The sequence below is a fragment of the Otoolea muris genome (assembly GCF_943193115.1).
GTDB lineage: Bacteria > Bacillota > Clostridia > Lachnospirales > Lachnospiraceae > Otoolea > Otoolea muris.
On record NZ_CALPCY010000020.1, the window covers coordinates 40,425 to 60,128 of the forward strand.

General features: G+C 53.3%; 17 protein-coding genes and 2 pseudogenes. 13 read left to right on the forward strand and 6 right to left on the reverse strand.

Annotation, left to right across the window (positions count from 1 at the left end):
- The first annotated feature begins 29 nt into the window (after window positions 1-29).
- Genes NFS31_RS13390 through NFS31_RS13400 form a run of 3 tightly spaced genes read left to right on the forward strand, consistent with a single transcriptional unit; the run spans window position 30 to window position 5,038 of the window.
- Complete coding sequence (locus NFS31_RS13390) at window positions 30-1,304, forward strand: ATP-binding protein (protein ID WP_251495817.1); 1,275 nt, start codon at window positions 30-32, stop codon at window positions 1,302-1,304.
- Window positions 1,305-1,322: 18 nt separating this feature from the next.
- Window positions 1,323-2,888, forward strand: a complete 1,566-nt coding sequence (locus tag NFS31_RS13395; protein ID WP_251495820.1) for a Ppx/GppA phosphatase family protein — start codon at window positions 1,323-1,325, stop codon at window positions 2,886-2,888.
- Window positions 2,889-2,914: 26 nt separating this feature from the next.
- Window positions 2,915-5,038, forward strand: a complete 2,124-nt coding sequence (locus NFS31_RS13400) for an RNA degradosome polyphosphate kinase (RefSeq protein ID WP_251495924.1) — start codon at window positions 2,915-2,917, stop codon at window positions 5,036-5,038.
- On the opposite strand, the pseudogene NFS31_RS27740 reads toward NFS31_RS13400, so the two are convergent.
- Window positions 5,024-5,233 (reverse strand): annotated as a pseudogene (locus tag NFS31_RS27740) (DUF6783 domain-containing protein); the annotation flags it as partial. The gene NFS31_RS13400 and the pseudogene NFS31_RS27740 overlap by 15 nt on opposite strands.
- Here NFS31_RS27740 and NFS31_RS27745 point away from each other — a divergent pair.
- Window positions 5,171-5,392, forward strand: a pseudogene (locus tag NFS31_RS27745) (DUF6783 domain-containing protein). The pseudogenes NFS31_RS27740 and NFS31_RS27745 sit on opposite strands and share 63 nt — an antisense overlap.
- A gap of 157 nt (window positions 5,393-5,549) precedes the next feature.
- The gene (locus tag NFS31_RS13405; RefSeq protein ID WP_251495823.1) at window positions 5,550-7,049 is read left to right on the forward strand and encodes an alanine/glycine:cation symporter family protein; all 1,500 of its coding nucleotides are present in this window, start codon (window positions 5,550-5,552) and stop codon (window positions 7,047-7,049) included.
- A 551-nt stretch (window positions 7,050-7,600) separates the two neighbouring features.
- Here the strand turns inward: NFS31_RS13405 and NFS31_RS13415 are convergent.
- The 3 genes from NFS31_RS13415 to NFS31_RS13425 form a co-directional block, all read right to left on the reverse strand.
- The gene (locus tag NFS31_RS13415) at window positions 7,601-8,041 is read right to left on the reverse strand and encodes a hypothetical protein (RefSeq protein ID WP_251495825.1); all 441 of its coding nucleotides are present in this window, start codon (window positions 8,039-8,041) and stop codon (window positions 7,601-7,603) included.
- A 152-nt stretch (window positions 8,042-8,193) separates the two neighbouring features.
- Window positions 8,194-10,104 (reverse strand): recombinase family protein, encoded by a 1,911-nt coding sequence (locus NFS31_RS13420; RefSeq protein WP_251495828.1) that lies wholly within the window; start codon window positions 10,102-10,104, stop codon window positions 8,194-8,196.
- The gene (locus NFS31_RS13425; protein ID WP_251495831.1) at window positions 10,105-10,269 is read right to left on the reverse strand and encodes a hypothetical protein; all 165 of its coding nucleotides are present in this window, start codon (window positions 10,267-10,269) and stop codon (window positions 10,105-10,107) included.
- A 333-nt stretch (window positions 10,270-10,602) separates the two neighbouring features.
- Between NFS31_RS13425 and NFS31_RS13430 the strand changes: the two genes are divergently transcribed.
- The gene (locus tag NFS31_RS13430) at window positions 10,603-12,123 is read left to right on the forward strand and encodes a hypothetical protein (protein WP_251495834.1); all 1,521 of its coding nucleotides are present in this window, start codon (window positions 10,603-10,605) and stop codon (window positions 12,121-12,123) included.
- On the opposite strand, the gene NFS31_RS13435 is transcribed toward NFS31_RS13430, so the two are convergent.
- Entirely contained in the window at window positions 12,058-12,948 is an 891-nt protein-coding gene (locus tag NFS31_RS13435; protein WP_251495837.1) for an ABC transporter permease, read from the reverse strand. The two genes, NFS31_RS13430 and NFS31_RS13435, sit on opposite strands and share 66 nt — an antisense overlap.
- A complete protein-coding gene (locus NFS31_RS13440) occupies window positions 12,935-13,726 on the reverse strand; it encodes an ABC transporter ATP-binding protein (RefSeq protein WP_251495840.1) in 792 nt (263 codons plus the stop codon). The genes NFS31_RS13435 and NFS31_RS13440 overlap by 14 nt, the downstream gene beginning before the upstream one ends.
- Window positions 13,727-14,274: 548 nt before the next feature.
- On the opposite strand from NFS31_RS13440, the gene NFS31_RS13445 reads away from it, so the two are divergent.
- The 7 genes from NFS31_RS13445 (at window position 14,275) to nusA (ending at window position 19,676) form a co-directional block, all read left to right on the forward strand.
- On the forward strand, window positions 14,275-14,826 hold the full coding sequence (locus NFS31_RS13445) for a hypothetical protein (protein WP_251495843.1): 552 nt from the start codon (window positions 14,275-14,277) through the stop codon (window positions 14,824-14,826).
- Window positions 14,795-14,965 carry an AAA family ATPase gene (locus NFS31_RS28345; protein WP_416389465.1) on the forward strand — a complete coding sequence of 57 codons (171 nt, stop codon included), beginning with the start codon at window positions 14,795-14,797 and terminating at the stop codon, window positions 14,963-14,965. The genes NFS31_RS13445 and NFS31_RS28345 overlap by 32 nt, the downstream gene beginning before the upstream one ends.
- Window positions 14,966-14,989: 24 nt before the next feature.
- The gene (locus NFS31_RS13450) at window positions 14,990-15,853 is read left to right on the forward strand and encodes a carbon-nitrogen hydrolase family protein (protein ID WP_251495846.1); all 864 of its coding nucleotides are present in this window, start codon (window positions 14,990-14,992) and stop codon (window positions 15,851-15,853) included.
- Between the two features lie 60 nt (window positions 15,854-15,913).
- Window positions 15,914-17,158, forward strand: a complete 1,245-nt coding sequence (locus tag NFS31_RS13455; protein ID WP_251495849.1) for a radical SAM protein — start codon at window positions 15,914-15,916, stop codon at window positions 17,156-17,158.
- Between the two features lie 48 nt (window positions 17,159-17,206).
- Complete coding sequence (locus tag NFS31_RS13460) at window positions 17,207-17,704, forward strand: hypothetical protein (protein ID WP_251495852.1); 498 nt, start codon at window positions 17,207-17,209, stop codon at window positions 17,702-17,704.
- A gap of 133 nt (window positions 17,705-17,837) precedes the next feature.
- Window positions 17,838-18,305, forward strand: coding sequence for a ribosome maturation factor RimP (locus NFS31_RS13465; RefSeq protein WP_251495855.1), 468 nt, complete (start codon window positions 17,838-17,840; stop codon window positions 18,303-18,305).
- Between the two features lie 21 nt (window positions 18,306-18,326).
- Complete coding sequence (gene nusA, locus NFS31_RS13470) at window positions 18,327-19,676, forward strand: transcription termination factor NusA (protein WP_251495858.1); 1,350 nt, start codon at window positions 18,327-18,329, stop codon at window positions 19,674-19,676.
- Window positions 19,677-19,704: the final 28 nt, after the last annotated feature.

The following is a 19,704-nucleotide window of genomic DNA, read 5'->3' on the forward strand; positions in this document are numbered from 1 at the left end:
GGGAAAGGCACAAACGAAAAAGGAGCGGTATGGGAGAGAAGAAGACGGGCGGTGCAAACCGTATGATTTTGTACCGGAATTTGCAGTATCAGGAATTATTTGACGATATGTGCGGCCTTTTGTCGGGCGGCGCGGGGGATGCCTGCGCCTGCGCCGGGCGGCTGATTGATATGGCAGTGGCTTATGGGTTCAGCGGGAATCTGTGGCGCTGCTTTTTGGCTTTTTGTATGGCGTCCCATGAGAACGCCTACAGCGTAGCCTGCGAGATTTCCGGCTCTCCGGGGGGGAGCCTGGAGCGCCTGGCGGCCCTTGATTTTGCGCGGATGAGGGAGGTGTTTTCCTGCGACATCGGCGCTCTGGACGCGGACGGGGAAAACTTGTTCGGACAGCTTGCGGATTTTGAGAATCCGGCGGGGAACAGCCGCGTGCTGAACAGGCGGATCCGGGATCGGATCATGGAGCTTGCCGCGGCCCTTTCCGGGGCAGAGGACACACAGGCATTCCAGGCCGCGGTGACAGAGTTTTACCGGGAATATGGCGTGGGGCGGTTTGGCCTGAATCAGGCGTTTCACGTGCGTCCGGACGGGAGCGGGGCTGTTTCGATTGAGCCGGTAACGCGTGTGGAATGTATCCGTCTTGAGGATCTGGTGGGGTATGAGCGGCAGAAGGAGAAGCTGATCGGGAATACGGAGGCATTTATTGAGGGCCGGGCGGCGAATAACGTTCTGTTATTCGGGGACAGCGGCACAGGGAAGTCGTCGAGCATTAAGGCAGTCCTGAACCGGTACTATGACAGGGGGCTGCGGATGATTGAGGTCTATAAGCATCAGTTCGGCTGCCTTTTTGACGTGCTGGAGCAAATCAAGGACCGCAATTACCGCTTTATTATTTATATGGATGATCTGTCATTTGAGGAGCATGAGACAGAATATAAATATTTAAAGGCGCTGATCGAGGGCGGGCTGGGGATCAAGCCGGAAAATGTGCTGATTTACGCCACCTCGAACCGCCGTCATCTGATTCGGGAGAAGTTCAGCGATAAGCGGGAGCTGGACGACGAGCTGCACAGCAGCGACACGGTGCAGGAAAAGCTGTCTCTGGCGTCCCGCTTTGGCGTGACGATATACTATGGCTCCCCGGACAAGAAGGAGTTCCAGCGGATTGTGAGGACGCTGGCGAAGCGGCATCATATTTCGATGCCGGAGGATGAGCTTTACCTGGAGGCGAACCGGTGGGAGTTAAGCCACGGGGGCTTATCCGGCCGCACGGCGGCCCAGTTTATCACATATTTACTGGGAAAATGAGGCAGGAGGTAATGGAGTATGGCAATGAAAACCTTTGCTGCGATTGATGTAGGCTCATTTGATCTGGAGATGGGGATCTATGAGATTTCGACCAAATTCGGGATCCGGGAGATCGATCACCTGCGCCATACGCTGGTGCTTGGCAAGGAAACCTACAATGACGGCAGGCTGAGCTACGCGCTGGTGGAGGAGATGTGCGGGGTTCTTAAGAAGTTTACGGAGGTGATGAAGTCCTATCGGGTGGATGATTACCGCGCCTGCGCGGCCAGCGCGCTGCGCGAGGCAAAGAACAGCCAGATTGTCCTTGACCAGATCAGCGTGCGCACCGGGCTGAATGTAAAGACTTTAAGCAATTCAGAGCTTCGGTTTTTAAGCTATAAGGCGGTCGCGTCCCGCAATACGGAATTCCAGAAAACCGTCCAGACGGGAACCGCGATTATGGACGTGGGCTTTGGCAGCTCCCAGATTTCCCTGTTCGACAAGGATACGCTGGTTTCGACACAGAACTTAAAGCTGGGCGTTTTGCGGATCAGCGAGATGGCGGCGCACTGGCGGGTGAATTACCGCATGGTGCCGGAGATCATCGAGGAGATGGTGGAGAGCGAGCTGTATACATTTAAAAAGATGTACCTGAAGGATCGTCAGATCCGAAATCTGATTGTGACCGGGGAGAGCATTATCTATATGGTGCGGCGCGGGATGAAGGAAAAGACGAGGGAGCGCTTTACGGCCGGCCAGTTTAAGGAATTCTGCACAAAGCTGATTCACATGACGCTGGATGAGATTGAGGACGCTTATGAGCTGGAGCACGATTACGCGGCGATTCTGGTCCCGAGCGCGATTATCTATAAAACGCTTCTGGATATGACCGGGGCGGAGAATGTATGGACGCCGGGCATCCGCCTGTGCGACGGCATTGCCGCGGAATACGGCCAGGAGAACAAGCTCGTCAAGTTCCATCACGATTTTACAGGCGATATCCTGTCCGCAGCGCGCAATATGGCAAAGCGCTATAAGTGCCACGGCGCGCATGCGCAGGAGGTGGAGCGCGCGGCGGTGGCGATTTTCAACGCCACAAAGAAATACCACGGCCTGGGCGAGCGGGAGAGGCTGCTTTTGCAGATAGCCGCCATTCTTCATGCCTGCGGGAAGTTTATCAGCATCACCGGCTGCTCGGAGAGTTCGTATCAGATTGTGATGGCCACGGAGATCATCGGCCTGTCTCACTTAGAGCAGGAGATTGTCGCGAACGTGGTGTGCTATAATATCCAGGAATATGCCTATGATGATGTGGAGCTGAGCTCGGATCCCTCGCAGTCAGAGGGTTCGGCAAAATCCGGCCGGGAGATTAAGAACGTCATTGCCAAGCTGACGGCGATCCTGCGCCTGGCCAATTCCATGGATCGGGGGCACAGGCAGAAGCTGGCCGACTGCCGCCTGTCGGTCCGGGACAATGAGCTGGTGGTGACGACCGCCTATGCGGGGAATATGATGTCAGAGGTGTATTCCTTTAACCAGAAGGCGGACTTTTTTGAGGAAATATTTGGAATACGGCCTGTAATCAGGCAGAAACGGAGGTCGTAGACGTGGCGGAAGCAGAAGTGAGATACATGGAACCGGAGAATTATGTGAATCGTGAGCTTAGCTGGCTGGAGTTTAATTACCGGGTGCTGGGCGAGGCAAGAGATAAGACGACGCCGCTTTTTGACAGGCTGAAATTTTTAAGCATCACGGCCTCCAATCTGGACGAATTCTTTATGGTGCGCGTCGCTTCATTAAAGGATATGGTGCATGCGGGCTACAATAAGCCGGACATTGCCGGGATGACAGCGCAGCAGCAGCTCGACGCGATCGGCGTAAAGACGCATGCGCTGGTTGAGGATCAGTATAAGACGTACTCCAGGGCGCTTCTTCCCCTGCTCCATGATAACGGCCTGCGGGTGGTCGCGGGCCATGAGGAGCTAAACGAGGCGGAGGGCGCGTATGTGGATCGGTATTTTGAGGAAATGGTGTACCCGGTCCTGACGCCCATGGCGGTGGATTCGTCGCGCCCGTTTCCCCTGATCCGCAACAAATCGCTGAATATCGCGGCTCTGGTTAAGAAGAAAAAGGGCGACGAGGAGCTGGAGTTTGCCATGGTGCAGGTTCCGTCTGTGCTTCCGCGCGTGCTGGTTCTGCCGGATTCGCGGCCGGCCGCGATCATTTATCTGGAGGAGATTATTGAGCGAAACATTGACAAGCTGTTTTTGAATTATGATATTATCTCCTGCCATCCCTTCCGCGTTATGCGGAATGCGGATTTAAGCATTGATGAGGACGAGGCGGAGGATCTGTTAAAGGAGATCGAGAAAAAGCTGAAAAAACGCCAGTGGGGCGAGGTGATCCGGCTGGATATTGAGGCGAACGCGGATAAGCGGCTTTTGCGCATCCTGAAAAAGGAGCTTTCCGTGGGGAATGAGTCCATCTATGAGATCGACGGCCCTCTTGATCTGACGGTGCTGATGAAGGTTTACGGTCTTCCGGGCTTTGAGGGCTTCAAGGCGCCGCCCTATACGCCCCAGCCTGTCCCGGCGCTGATGAATGAGGATGATATTTTCACAAATATCCGCAAGGGGGATATCCTTGTCACACATCCCTTTGAGACCTTCCAGCCGGTGGTGGATTTCATCAAACGGGCCGCAAGGGATCCCGAGGTGCTGGCGATCAAGCAGACGCTGTACCGCGTGAGCGGAAACTCGCCGATCATTTCGGCGCTGGCGGAGGCGGCGGATAACGGTAAACAGGTTTCAGTCCTGGTGGAGCTGAAGGCGCGGTTTGACGAGGAAAACAATATTCTGTGGGCCAAGATGCTGGAAAAGGCGGGCTGCCATGTCATCTACGGCCTGCTGGGTTTAAAGACCCACAGCAAGATCACCCTGATCGTGCGCAAGGAAGAGGACGGAATCCGGCGCTATGTGCATCTGGGAACCGGGAATTACAATGACTCCACGGCGAAGCTCTATACGGACTGCGGCTTATTTACGTGTGATCCGCAGATTGGGGAGGACGCCACGGCTGTCTTCAATATGCTGTCCGGGTATTCGGAGCCGCTTGGATGGAATAAGCTGTCTGTTGCGCCTCTGTGGCTGCGCGGGAGGTTTAAGAGGCTGATCATGCGGGAAATCAGGAATGCGCAGGAGGGGAAGCCGGCCCGTATTGTGGCCAAGATGAATTCGCTGTGCGATAAGGAGATGATTGCAAACCTCTATGAAGCGTCGTGCGCGGGCGTGCAGATTGAGCTCATCGTGCGCGGGATATGCTGCCTGAAGGCGGGCATACCGGGCCTCAGCGAGCACATTACGGTGCGGTCCATCGTGGGGAATTTCCTGGAGCACAGCCGGATCTTCCTGTTTGAGAACGGGGGAGATAAAAGGGTGTTTATGGGAAGCGCGGACTGGATGCCGAGAAACTTAGACCGCCGTGTGGAGATCCTGTTCCCGGTTGAGGACGGGGAGCTTAAGGAGCGGCTGCTCCATATTCTCGATGTGCAGCTTGCGGATAATGTGAAAGCCCAGTACCTGCGCCCGGACGGGAGCTATGGGAAGCGCGACCGCCGCGGCCGGGCCCCGATCAATTCACAGGAGGTGTTCTGTGAGGAGGCGGTGAGGGCGGCTAAGGCGGAGGAAACGATGAAGGATCCCATGAGAGCAAGGGTGTTTGTCCCTCTGGAGCAGGAGAGCTTACTGGACAGCTAAGGCGTCCGGGTATAGCGTGCCGACGGGAGAGAGGGGAAATTGTATCCGGAACACTGGCAGCCTTCCCACGATAAACAACATTCCGCAATAGTCCGCTGTACTAGAGCGTGTTTGAAAAATGCTTTCTGCCAGATGTGCGTTCCGCTTTGTGGGAGATTTGGGCCAAATGAACGCGGCGCAGTGGGCTGCGTTAAGTGAATTTGGCACAAATATGCCGCAAAGTGGGGCGTGCAGATGGCGGGAATGATTTTTCAAACACGCTCTAGGCGCTATTGGTTCAGGCCGTCTGAACGGTTGAGTGTAACTGCTGACCATTCAGATTGCCTAAAATGTTACTGGACATTGTCCCCATAACGGTCAGAGTTTATAAAAAAATGTATAAAACTTTATATGATTTTAATATTTCCTTGACTTTTCATGTAGGAATTGCTAAAATAGACTAAAGTTTAAAACCTGGTTTAAACCAGTGTCTGCGCGCGGCACAATCATGAAAAAAGGGGGAACTTATTTTATGCTTGATGGACTTAATAATCTGGTCGGTATCCTGAACGGTCCTATCTGGGGCGTTGGAATGCTGGTACTGATTTTCGGCAGCGGCCTGTTTTTTACAATACGTTTAGGCTTTTTCCAGTTCGTGCATTTTAAGGATATGTGGAGCCGTATTATTGACAAGAGCAATTCCGAATCCGGTATTTCCTCATTCGCATCTTTCTGTACCACCATGGCCATGCGTGTGGGCACCGGTAACGTTGCAGGCGTTGCGGTTGCTCTTTACATGGGCGGCCCGGGCGCTCTGTTCTGGATGATTTTAGCCGGTATGACGAACTCGGCGGTGTGCTTTACAGAGTGTACGCTGGCTGTTCTTTATAAGACAAAGATAGACGGCCAGTACCGCGGCGGCGGCGCTTACTGTGCGGAGAGAGGTCTTGGATGGAAAGCCTACGGCGCGTTTTTCGCGGCTTTCTTCGGTATCGGCGTGGCCTGCTTTATGCCGGCGGCGGCGACCTACACGATCTGCGACGGCTTTAAGAACGCGATCGGTATCCCGATGTGGATTTCCGCTCTCGTTGTAGCCCTTATCATGGCAGTTGTAGTTATCGGCGGCGTTAAGAGAATCAGCGCGGTTGCGTCCCTGATCGTTCCGCCTATGGTAACGATTTATCTGATTGTAACGGTTATTATTTTACTGATGAATATCGGCCAGCTTCCTTCCCTGCTCGGCACGGTTGTAAAGTGCGCGTTTGGAAGCACGGAAGCGCTTTTAGGCGGCGGCGTCGGCATCGCGATCCAGCAGGGTGTTAAGAGAGGCACCTTCTCGTCCGCATCCGGTATGGGCGAGTCCTCCCCGACCGCGGCAGCGGCAGAGACGAGCCACCCGGTGAAACAGGGTATGGCAAACGCGGCCGGCGTATGGCTGGATACGGTTATTGTCTGTACCGCATCCGGTCTGATGATGCTTCTTACCGGCTGCTACAACACACAGTTCGGTTATGTTGGAACCGGCGCTCCGGAGCTGGCAGATCTGGCGGCGTCAGGGACAAACGGCGTTATCTTCGTTCAGCTTGGCTGCCGTACCGTGCTTGGCGGTATCGCTCCTCTGTTCATCGCTGTGATGCTCGCGCTGTTCTCCTTTACCTGTCTGATCAGCTATTACTATGAGGCTGAGACAGCGACCCTGTATCTGTTCCAGGGCAAGGATAAGGAGAAGACCCGTAAGACGGTTATCCGCATCATGCAGATTGCCATGCCGATCCTGATCTTTATCTGGGGCAATATTGACTCCGGCCTTGCATGGAACTTATCAGACCTTGCGCTGGGCGGCTCGACCTGGATCAACATGCTGATCGTGCTTGCGCTGTCTCCGAAGGCTTTTGCCCTCTACAAGGACTATGAGGAGCAGATGAAGGCCAAGAAGGATCCGTACTACAACCCGGATAAGTTATCCTGGAAGGGTGTGGATGTGGAGATGTGGAAGGAAATCAACAAGGATCGCATCGCGGCTGATAAATAAGCGGGCGGTTTACGATAATGCTGATGAAGTTTGTTTACATAAAGTGATTTTATGAGAAAGAGGGTGTTCCCGGGGCGGGAGCGCCCTCTTTTGATGCACAGGCCCGCAAAGGGGGAGTTTGCTGACAAAGCAGCATGCGGGCTGCGCGGCGGGTAGGGGAAGAACTTTTCCAATCCCCTGCTTGATGCCAGTTTCGGCTGAACAGCTTGCATATGGGAGGGGTGTACCCCTGTTTTTCGGTGAAAGCTTACCGAAACAGCCCCTGCAGAGGGCCGGAAGCGCCGGACAGCCTGCTTATATGCGTTTCTCCAGCCAGGCCACTGCCTGATAGAGCAGGGCGGATACGATGCAGAGGATAACGATGCTCATGACCACCATATCCATTTTGAAGAGGCGTGGGTACGGAGTGACACGATTGCGTATCGGTTTCCGTCTTTAGACAACCGCCTCCACAAGGGTCTTTTTATTTAGTTTGAGCACCTTCACTCCAGGTTCTTTCTTTTTATTGAAATTAAAGCTGATCATATATCCCTTTTCCTGGCGGAAATAGTTCAGATAGTCTGTGAGCTGTTCTTCTCCTCTTTCGTTATATTCATTCCCATGTCATATTCTCTGTCTGCTGTCACTTCTTCTAAAACGGATATCTCTTGGCTCAGTGTGTCTGCACAGCTTTTTCCATCTTTTATACATTGTACAAAATATCCGGCAAATGCAGTTGCAAACTGATGTTCACTTTCAAAGCTGGACGTACTGAGCAGTTGAAAATCCATGGAAATCACAAAATAATTCTCATTAAGATATTGGGCCAGAGCTTTCAGCGCCGTGGCCTTCCCATATTGCCTGCCCCGGTTTATGACGAAATATTTTCCCTGGTCCACAACCCCCGTTTTGATCCTGCTCAATCTGTCATCAAGTTTTACCATATAATGAATGGAAGGGTTGCATGTTGCATACGTCTTCTGTATTGAAATAACGAGCCATACTGCTTTCATTCTTCTTTTATATCATGTACTCCCGGAGTCTCTCCGCATCTGCCTTTGCGGCTGATTTTCCAAGCGTACATTATCCTTTGGCAGCCGTCCGCTTTCGTTATACTGCTCTCCCCATATTTTGTAAAGGAAACAAAATCCGGGCAGGCAGATCTCTATAATCCGCCGGCCCGGATACTTTCCTCTTTATCAGGAAGCTCCCTTAAAATCTCCCATGTCCCGCGCCCTCCCCGACCGTTAAACCGGATGTATCCCCCGGTTGTCAATTCCTTCATACGATTCCTCACCATATATGCGGATCGCCCCATCTGCTCTGCCAGTTTTCCCGCAGTCATGGAAGGCGCGTTTCTCAGCAATTCCATGATTCTTCTGCGGTCTAAATATCGTCCTCTCACAGTTTCCGGGGCAAAAGGATAATTAAACCACAGGGTAAAATCTCCGGGCATCCATTCCCCCGTATATCCTGTAAGTTCTCCGGCATCCGTGGAAAGTTTCTTCATCCTCAGGGGGTCAAAGCATAGTTCAAGCTGCCATTCATGGACGCGGATCTCACGGATGTCCTCAAGCATTGCGGCGGCGGCCGCTTTCTCGAATCCCCCGTTTTCCAGCCGGTTCTGAATCGCTTCTATCCTGTGTTCCGGGCTGCGGCTTTGCCATTCAAGCTGCTTTAAGTTATCTTTCTGCGCCTGAAGCCCGGCGAGCTCCTTTTCTAATGCGCCATTCTTTTTCCGGTAATCCCTGTCGGAGATCACACCGTTCAGAAGCTTTGTCAGAAGAACATCCTTCTGCGCCTCCAGGCGTTTTTCTTCTTTTTTAACTTTCCCGTATGCCTGCCGGGCAGGCATACCGCCAAGTATGTCCCTGAGAATCCGCACAGTGTGTCCCGCAATCCGCTCTTTGTCCAGTCCTTTGACAGCACAGTAACCGCTGCTTATCTGCCTCAGCAAATCCAATACTGTGTTTTCATTTAAGTGAATGTTGTCACATCCACTGGTAAAGCCCGGGGCCTCTTTTCGGATTTCGGCGCGTCCGGCCGCATCGCTTCTTCCTTTTTCAAGATACGTGCTGCATTTCCATTCGATCACCGGATGCTCTCTGTCTGCATAACGATGTCTCCATGTGCGGTAATAGGGTTTCCCGCACTGGCAGCAGACGATTTTGCCGGACAAGGCATATTGGCCTGTGCGGCCGTCCTTTTGGAAAATTTCATGACGATGAAAATATGCCGCCCGATCCGTCATGGCCTGGTTTGCCTGTGCCCATAAATCCTCGTCTACAATGGCAGGCGCGGCCTTATTCCTGTAAATCCATTGTTCTTTTGGGATCTTCACTGTTTTTTTCGTCTCAAAATCATAGTGACGCCGGTTCATAATCATGGTTCCTTTGTACAGGGGATTGCGGATGATCCTTGCCACACAGGCGGCTGTCAGGGGATTTCCGGTTCTTTTTACATACCCCTGCTCTAAAAACATGCTGGAAATGGCGCGGCTTCCATATCCGGCGGCGCTGTATGCATATATTTTGCGGATGATCGCCGCCTCCTCTTCGATTACCTCCACAGAACCGTCCGCCCGCTTGAGAAAGCCAAATGTCCTGGAAGTCAGCATGGCCTTTCCGCCGTTTTTCTGGCGGCTGCGGTGGGCGTTGTTTATTTTCTTACTCAGTTCCCGGCTGTACTCTTCTGCCAAAATTGCTTTGATTCCGGTAATCAGGGCGTCATCTGTTGTATAAAATTTCTGCTCTATGTACATGAACAGACGTTTTTCATGGCTCAACATCCGGTCAAGAAAGAGATACCAGTCTTTTACATTGCGCATTAAGCGATCCTGGCTTTTGATGACAATGATATCAAATTTATCAGACAGCAGATCCTCAAACAGCCGGTTATATTCGTCCCGTCCTCTTGTTGTTGTGCCGCTTTTGAGTTCCACATACCGGTCAGACAACACCCACCCCTGCTCTCTGACACAGTTCTCGCTTTCCGCAACCTGCTTGCGCAGCGCGTCGGTCTGGCTTTCTTCTTCTGTGCTGCAGCGGCAATAGATGACAGCGCGGGGCAATGCCAATCAATCTCCCTCCTTTAAAAGCGCAAGGAAGCGGACCTGCTCTTCGGGCGTTATCCATTTTTCGCTGGCAAGCAGCCGGGCAATCTGGCTTAAGACGGCTTTTTCATCCCGGGTGAATATTATATGGGATGTTTCTTTTTCCGGTTTGATGCGTATATGATCCATGCTCTGCGAACCCGTTTTTTATAAGAATATGGGCGGCGGCCTGTCTGCTTGCGCGATTTTTTATTTTCTTTTTCATCCTCCTAATTTTTGTTATTCTATCAAAGTTTGGGAAATTAAGCCGATATATCTTAATAAGAACACGTTTTCCAGTACAGCATTGCTTTAGTTTACGAGTAAAAAACGCCTGATATTTGTGTCATCTGTGCGTCTGCGAAGGGACGGCGTAGTGGGGTTTACGGCCAGCTTCTCAGGCGTACAGAGGGCGTGGATAGCGAGTGCTGTTTGCCCGCAAACTAATGCAATGCTGTACTGGCACAGGGAAGGAAAAAAGGTATGTCAAAGATAAAAGCGGACCGTACAGCTTCGGATGTATCTGCCAGAGCGGATAAAGAATTTCTGCTTGCCAGGCAGCAGGCGGAAATAAAGAGCGGTGAGGCGCTGCTTCGGGAGATTTCCCGCACAGAGATGGAACAGCATGATAAAGCGCAGTCATCCGATAAAGATGAAGATCAGGAGGATCCGAAGGACACGGCCGAGATTTCCGAAGCGCGCAGGTGGACGCCCCCGGACGGGGCAGATTCTGTGCGCGGGGTTCTCCGGTGGATACTGGAGATGGAGGAAGCCTGGGATATTCTCCTGGGATGGAAGCCGGATCCCGGCCTTGATCTTCCGGCGCAGCTTCAGCAACTGTCAAAACTGTATCTCACGCTTCTGGAAGCCGCTTTAAAATATGCGGAAGGGGAAAATCTGACAGAGCAGTTGGAACGTCTCGACGGCATGATGGCTCAGAAATTGGATTTGGTGATGGAGATAAAGCTTAGGCAGCTCATTTCCCTTTTAGAAAATACCGGGCAGGCGGGAACCCTGGACAGCGTCCGCTCCGGCCTTTACAGGCAGACCGCCGGACGGACGCTGTCCCCGCAGGCGGCGCACACGCTGTTTGTTCAGGGAAGGCAGTCGGGCGGAAGAAACGCCGGGCGTTCTGGCGCGGCCGCCTCTTTTCGCGGGGAAGGCATGGTTTACCAGTCGTCCGGGAAAGTAAATACCCGGTTTCAGCAGACGTATCGTACACAGCAAAATTCGTGGAAAGAGCAGATCCGGCAGAGAAATGAAACCATCAGCAATGCCAGGAACGGTATTGCTGAAAACACTCTTCAACGGGGCGGATGCTCTTTTTGCTCCGGCAGAGAGCTGGAGAGGGCAAACCGGTTTGCCGAACATATAGATTTAAACGGTAATCTGCTCAAAAATCCCGGCATCAGCGCCAGAAACGAAGAGGTAACGGGACTGCTGGCCGCGGTGATGTCCATCAAGGGACAGGTTTACGCCGCGAAAAGCCGGGAGAGCGCGTCGATTGGCTTTCCCCTTCAGCGCGCCATTGAAAAAATCATAGATCCGTACCTGAACCGGAAGGGGGCCTTGAACGTATATTACCACATCTTAACCGCGTACAGGCAGACACAGGATCCGCAGAAGGCCATTGAGGACGGGCGGGAGTATGCCTTCCGGCGGTTTCAGGAAAAACAGAAGGATCCCGCAAACCAGAGCTCCCCTCACTATTCCAGGGAGTCCGGTTTTTTCCGGACCCTGTTGAAGGGCTTAAGCCCGGAACGGGAGCTGGCCGCGGGGATGGCTATTCTGCAAAAGGACTGGCAAAATTTTCTGTTCGTCATCGGAAACAGACCGGGCGCTTCTTATTTACCGGGAATGGAAATCCGCAGTCCCTGGGGCGTCCTGGCCGATACGGCGGCATATCGGCCAGGCGGCGGCGGAAAGGCCGGGAAGCTCTTACTGGGCGCTGCTGTGCTCGTCCTTATGGCCGTTCTGGCTGTCATAGGTTTTAGGTTTATGTGAGTAGCTGTCAGGAAATAACCTGTAATATGGCCTGTCCTTTCCGCGGCAGCATGGTTTACAGGTTCTTTCCCAACAATTCCCGGGGATACTGAACACGGTTGTTTTTCCTATCAGAAGGCGCTCACAGCGAAATACCTGCGATCCGTAGATGATCAGGTATCCCAGCCCGGAGCGGGCCGCCAGGAATTCTCCGATGATCACGCCCACCAGGCAGAGGCCGATGTTGACCTTCATGTTGCTGATGATGAGCGGGATCGAGCCGGGAAGCAGTACCTTAAAAAGCACGTCACGCCGTTTCCCGCCCAGTGAATAGATGAGCTTGATCTGTTCCGGATCTGTGCCGCAAAATCCGTTGTGCAGGGTCATGACCGCGCCGAATACGGCGACAGATACGGCTGCCACGATGATGGTTTTGACATTGTTGCCCAGCCAGACGATGAGGATAGGGGCCAGGGCCGATTTGGGCAGGCTGTTGAGCATGACCAGATACGGCTCCAGAATGTCGGAAAGCGTGCGGCTGGACCAGAGAAGGAGGGCCCCCGCGAGGCCCGCGGCGATGACCAGAAAAAAGCTCGCGAGCGTTTCCAGGATCGTCACGCCTGTGTGAAGGAAAATGCTCCCGTCCCTGGCCATGCTGATAAAGCAGAGGGCTGTGCGCGACGGCGAGCTGAATATAAAATCATTGATGAGTCCCAGTCTGGCCCCCAGCTCCCAGAGGGCCAGGAGCAGGGCGAGAAGCAGGATACGGCAGGCTGTGACCAGCCTGCGCCGCCTGTTCTGCCTGGCAACGTATTCCTGCTGGGCCAGGGTTTCATGTAATCCCATGCGATACCTCCGTTGATTTATTCTGTAATATGGTCCATACTTCATTAAAGCAGGAAGAAAAGGCGGGGTCATTGCGCCGCTTTAAAGGCGTCATGTCCGGATCCGGAAATGGAGTTTTAAGTATAGCCTTGATCCGGGCCGGCCTGTCTGACAGAATCATGATCCGATCCGCCACGCTGACGGCCTCTGACAGATCGTGCGTGATGAGGACAGCCGTTTTGTGCTGTTTGCGGATGATGGCGCTGATATCATCACAGACAGAGAGGCGGGTCTGGTAGTCCAGGGCGGAAAAAGGTTCATCCAAAAGAAGGATATCCGGTTCCAGGGCCAGTGTCCGGATCAGCGCTGCCCTCTGGCGCATGCCGCCCGAGAGCTCGGAGGGGCGCGCGTTCATAAAATGGGCCAGGCCATAGTCGGCCATCATCTCTTTCAGCCGTTTTTGATGGGCTTCGTCGTTTTTTTTGCGGATTTCCAGGCCGAGCGAGGCGTTGGCCAGGATGGTTCTCCATTCAAACAGGTGATCCCTCTGGAGCATGTAGCCGATCTCTTCGGCATGCCCTGTTTCCGGACGGCCGTCGATGCGGATTTCTCCGGAATCCGGAGGCAGGAGGCCGCAAAGGAGGGAGAGGAGCGTCGATTTGCCGCAGCCGGAAGGCCCGACGATGGCAAGAAATTCTCCTGTATTTACTGAAAAGGATATATTGTAAAGCGCCTGTGTCTCCCCTTCCATGGTGTGATAGGAATAACACAGGCCGGAAACCTCCAGTTTTGGTATCATGTTCACCTCATAAAATAGGGGCTTTAGTTTAGGATATGCGTGATCGGCGGGCTGTGAATCGTATTTCAGAGGAATTGGAGGCGTTTTTTGTTACTGTTCACACACAATGTCAGTTAGTTAAGTGAAATGTCCGCTTAACTAACTGACATTGTGTGTGAACAGTAACCGTTTTTTAACCTCAGGTCTGACCGAAATGATAACGGCTTGACCGGGGGGAAAAAAGGTGTGATAATAAGAGCAGAAACGCCGCATGGAGATCTGAATACCGGAATTCGGGCTGGAGATAGCAGCACTGGATGCCAAAGCGGCTGCGATGAAGGGGAACGTATGGGCAGTTTTTCAGAAAATCATATTGACAGCTACGAGAGAAAAGTGCCGGTTTATCAGATACATCGGCTGTGTCAGGAAGGGCGGATTGTATTTCCCTCTGTCCCTTTAGCGGGAAAGCAAAAAAGAACCGAGAGGATTTCTGAGACAGTGGAAGCGATTCTTTTGGGAATCACATTGAAAAGTGGAGCTTTGCCAGAGAGCAGGGGATTCGCAACGGCTTGTACGGAGAGGAGGCGGAGCGGTTTCTGAGTCTTTTGGTATGGAATCTCAGAGGGACAGCCGATTTTTTAAGCCGGTGGAAATTGAACCGGCAATATATGATGCTCAGGATTCTCATGTGCCGGTTCGTATTTGAGGGGGTACTCCGGGGGATGCGGGAAAAACACACAGGACTCCAGTTTTTGCTTGAGCAGACGACGGAGTATACAGGGAGACAGAATACTTTCTCAAAGATGCAGCTTGTGTCTGACATCAGGGCCGCAACGGAAGAGCTCATGCGATGGGCAGGGGAGAGAGGCTTTGATCTGTCAGGGGAAAAGGGGAAGGAATGGCAGGCGAGGACGCTTGGGTATTTATACAATGTAATCTGGATGTGCAGGGAGAAAGGCTTTTTGGTACAGCGCGGGCTGGATCAGATTGCCGCGGATGAGCAGCTTTGGAACGAGATCAGCACAGATAAAGTGAGCTTTGCGAATATCCGAAGGCACGGCTGCGAGATAGAAAGGAGGTTGGGACAGGGTGCTGAACTGCATAAAAATACAGGGCTTTAAATGTTTTCGGGAGGCTGAGATTCATTTTTCCAATTTTACACTGCTTGCCGGGAAAAATTCCACAGGGAAGTCTACGGTTATAGAAGTAATAAAGGATAGGCAGGCTGCGATTACCGGTCTGACCGGAATCCTGATTTGACGGATTATGGAAGGAGAAAAACGAATGCAAAAACAGACGTCTGTTACAAGAAACTATACAATTGCCCTGATGCAGATGGACACGCAGAATAATAAGGAGGAAAACCTTAACACAGCCTGCGCGTGGATTGACGAGGCGGCCGCCAACGGCGCGCGGCTGGTCTGCTTTCCGGAGGTGATGAACCTGATTGGGAAGAATGTGGGCGAGGGCGGCGGCCGCGAGCGGATTCCCGGATATACCACAGAAATCCTCTGCGCAAAGGCCAGGGAGCACGGGATCTATATCCATGCCGGCAGCCTGACCGAGGAGACAGGGAAGAAGCGCTCAGCGAATACAAGCGTTCTGATCGGCCCTGACGGGGCAATCCTTGCTTCCTACCGAAAGCTTCATATGTTTGATATCACCCTGGCGGACGGCGCGTCTTTTTGCGAATCCGACAGGGTTTCTCCCGGGAATGAGGCGGTAACCGTTCAGACGGGGCTGGGGATATTTGGAATGTCCATCTGCTATGACGTGCGCTTTCCGGAGCTCTACCGGCTGATGGCGCTTAAAGGGGCGCAGGTGATCTTTGTCCCCGCGAGCTTTACCATGCCCACCGGAAAGGATCACTGGGAACCGCTTCTGAGAGCCAGGGCGATCGAGAATGGCTGCTATATCGTGGCCACAGGCCAGATCGGGACAAAGCCCGCCTATACGGCCTATGGCAACAGCCTGGTCGTGGATCCGTGGGGAACCGTGACGGCCAGGGCCAGCGATATGCCGGGCATCACGTATGCGAGGATCGATTTGGATTTCCTTGACCGCATCAGAAAGCAGATCCCCTCGCTGGAAAACAGGAGGTCGGATCTGTATGAGGTGGTATGGAAAGGGAGTGCTGGCCCGAAATAACTTCCCATCAGTCCGCGGCGGCTTTTGCCAGTCCGGGCGCGCGGGCCCTGGGTAGTGATTTTGAACGGCTTTTATATACTCCCTCTGGGATATTCCTACGGCCTGCTGCTGGGCTATTTTCTGGAGGAGCTTTATCGGTACGACGGTAAGCCGATGGAGGAAGCGGACATCCGCCGGATCATGGACCGGGCTGTGGGGCAGACGAAGAAAATCTATTATATGACGTCAAAAGAGAAGATGCGCCGGGATCTGGAGGAAATCCTGCAGGCGCTGTTTGATGTGGCGTACGGCAGAGAGCCCTCGGTGGAGATAGGGGCCATGTCTTTAAAGGAATACGCCCCGAATATGACGGCCCCGCACCGGATGGATCTCATGGTCAGCGCCATGACAGACGCAGGGGGCCGCTGGAACTGTAATCTGAAATGCCGCAACTGTTACGCCGCGGGACAGCCGCAGGCGGGCGGGACAGAGCTTTCCTGCGCGGAGTGGAAGCAGGTCATTGACCGCTGCCGAAAGGCCGGGATTCCGCAGCTTACCTTTACGGGCGGGGAGCTGACGATGCGGCCGGATCTGCCGGAAATGATCGGCTATGCCCGCTGGTTTGTGACGCGGGTCAATACAAACGGGGTTCTTCTGACAAAGGAGCTGTGCCGGAAGCTTAAGGAGGCCAGCCTGGACAGCCTCCAGATCACACTGTATTCCCGGGATGAGGCCATCCACAATCATCTGGTAGGCGCGGATCTCCCGGGCAGCTCCGGCAATTTCCAAAAGACGCTTCAGGGCCTGCGAAACGCCCTGGAAGCCGGACTCGATGTGAGTGTAAACACGCCAATCTGCCGCGAAAATGCGGACTATACGGACACAGTAAGATTTCTGGAACAGGAGGGCGTGGGCTTTGTATCCTGCTCCGGGCTCATTGAGACAGGAAAAGCGTCGCAGGATGCGGCCCTTAAGGGACAGTTATCAGTTGAGGAGCTGTCGGACATTGTGGGCGCCGCGGCCGCGTATTGCGGCGAACATGAAATGGAGTTAAGCTTTACATCCCCCGGGCGCGCCGATCCCAAGCGCCTGTGCCGTGCGGGCTTAACGATCCCGGCCTGCGGCGCCTGCCTCTCAAACATGGCCGTCGCGCCGGACGGCACGGTCGTTCCATGCCAGAGCTGGCTGGGCGGCGTATCGCTGGGCAATATCCTGACAGACGAATGGAAAATGATCTGGAATCACCCGTTCTGCCGCAAAATCCGCGGGCTGACGGAGGAGGAAACCCTGAAATGCCCGCTGCGCACAGGGAAAACGGCCCCGTAAAAGGCCGAAGGAAAGACAAGTGAAACAGCTTAAGGACAGGTTAAAGCGATGGAGAAGATAAAGCAGTTATGGAAAAAGATACCCAAAGCCGGAAAGATATGCATTGGCGTGCTGATCCTTATTTTATTTTGCGTTACATACCTCGTGCGCCGGAGCGCCCCTCTGGATCGGATCCGCCTGTATGAAGTCAGCGTAAAGCCGCTTGAGGACGGCGCGCTGGAAATACGGTATCACCTGAATTGGACAGTAAAAAACGACAAGAGAGAAGGCCCTCTTTTGAATGTCCGAATCGGAATGGCAAACTACAATTATGAGCTGATCGGCGCAGGAGGAGACATTCTGAAGGAGCAGCGCCGGAGTGATTCAGACAGGGAAAGCGGCGATGCGGCCATGGCAGACGGAAAAGACGGCGGCGGGCTTTCTGTTGGATATGGAAGCTGGCCCCGGCGTCCCTTTTACGACTTTCACGACTCTTCTCACTTACTGCCCCGAAAAAATTCCTTGCACTTTATGGAAAAAGGTGTTATAATTCATAAGATAACATAATACATTGGCTAGAGAGAGTGGACAAAAGTCCACTCTTTCACTTTGTTGCCCGGCAAATCCGCCCAGCGGACCGGTTTACAGAAGGAACGACAAAGCGCAGAGCCAATATATTCCATAGAAAGGCGGTGTGGATATGGCAAAAGGTGAGCAATATGAAAAGAAGGTAGAGTCCTGGCTTCTCCCTGTCCTTGAGGAGCACGGGTTTGAACTGGTAGATGTGGAGTACGTCAGAGAAGTCGGAGTCTGGTACCTTCGGGCCTATATAGACAAGGACGGCGGAATCACGGTGGACGACTGCGAGACGATCAGCCGGAAGCTGGGAGAATGGCTGGATGAGGAAGACTTCATTTCGGACAGCTACATTTTAGAGGTCAGCTCCCCGGGGCTTGGCAGACCGCTTAAAAAGGAAAAGGATTTTGTAAGGAGCATGGGAAAAGATGTGGAGGTGCGCCTCTATAAGCCGCTCAATAAGCAGAAAGAATACAGGGGCGCGCTGAAATCCTATGATGCGGATACCGTAACGATTACATTAGAAGACGGCGGCGATCTGCCGCTGGCAAAATCAGATATTGCTTTGATACGTCTGGCCTTTGATTTTTAGACGGTAGGAGGATAAAAGAAAATGAACAAAGAGTTGATTGAAGCGTTAAATGTGCTGGAGAAGGAGAACAATATCAGCAAAGATATCCTTTTGGAGGCAATTGAAAATTCCTTACTGACAGCCTGCAAGAACCATTTCGGCAAGGCCGATAATGTGAAGGTGAATATTAACCGGGAAACCGGGGATTTCGCCGTTTATGCGGAGAAGGAGGTAGCGGAAGACGTAGAGGATCCGATGCTTCAGATTAGCCTTGCAGAGGCAAAGATGAAAAGCGCCAGATATGATCTGGGGGATATTGTCCACGTACCAATTAACTCAAAGGAGTTTGGCCGGATCGCCACTCAGAATGCGAAGAATGTGATACTCCAGAAGATCCGTGAGGAGGAGAGAAAGGCGCTGTTTAATGACTGGTACTGCAAGGAAAAGGATGTGGTGACCGGAATTGTTCAGCGCTATGTAAACCGCAATGTCTGTATCGATTTAGGAAAGATCGACGCGATTTTAAGCGAGAGCGAGCAGGTGAGGGGCGAGGTCTTTCGGCCGACAGAGCGCATCAAGCTCTTTGTGATTGAGGTTAAAGACACAAATAAAGGACCGAGAATCACCGTTTCCAGAACCCACCCGGATTTGGTGAAGCGCCTGTTTGAGTCCGAGGTGGCGGAGGTGCGCGACGGCACGGTGGAGATCAAAGCCATTGCCCGCGAGGCCGGCTCCAGGACGAAGATCGCGGTCTGCTCCAATGATCCGAACGTGGATCCCGTGGGCGCCTGCGTGGGGCTCAACGGAGCCAGGGTGAACGCGGTGGTGAGCGAGCTGCGCGGCGAGAAGATTGACATCATCAACTGGGACGATAACCCGGCGTTCCTGATTGAAAACGCCTTAAGCCCTGCGAAGGTGATTCTGGTTGCGGCGGACGAAGAGGAGCGCGAGGCGCAGGTGATTGTGCCGGATTACCAGCTCTCTCTCGCCATCGGAAAGGAAGGCCAGAACGCAAGGCTGGCGGCGCGCCTGACGGGCTATAAGATCGATATCAAGAGCGAAACCCAGGCCAGGGAATCCGGCCTCATGGATGATCTGGAGATGGGCTATGAGGATGGATTCGAGGGCTATACGGATAAAGACCTCATCGGAAACCAGGACGAGGAGTCTGATGAAGGATATGAAGGAGAACTTCCGGAAAACGCGGAATATGACGGGGAACTTTTGGAGGACGCGGAGTATGACGGAGAGCTTCCGGCAGATGCGCAGGAGGAGTATGACGGAGAGCTTCCGGCAGATGCGCAGGAGGAATACGGCAGGGAGTATTCAGAAGACGCCGGCTGTGCGGGGGACGAAGCCCCGGACAGTGAGGAAGGCTACCGGATTCAGTAAGCGGCAGGTTTGGCTGCAGAGGGGCGTC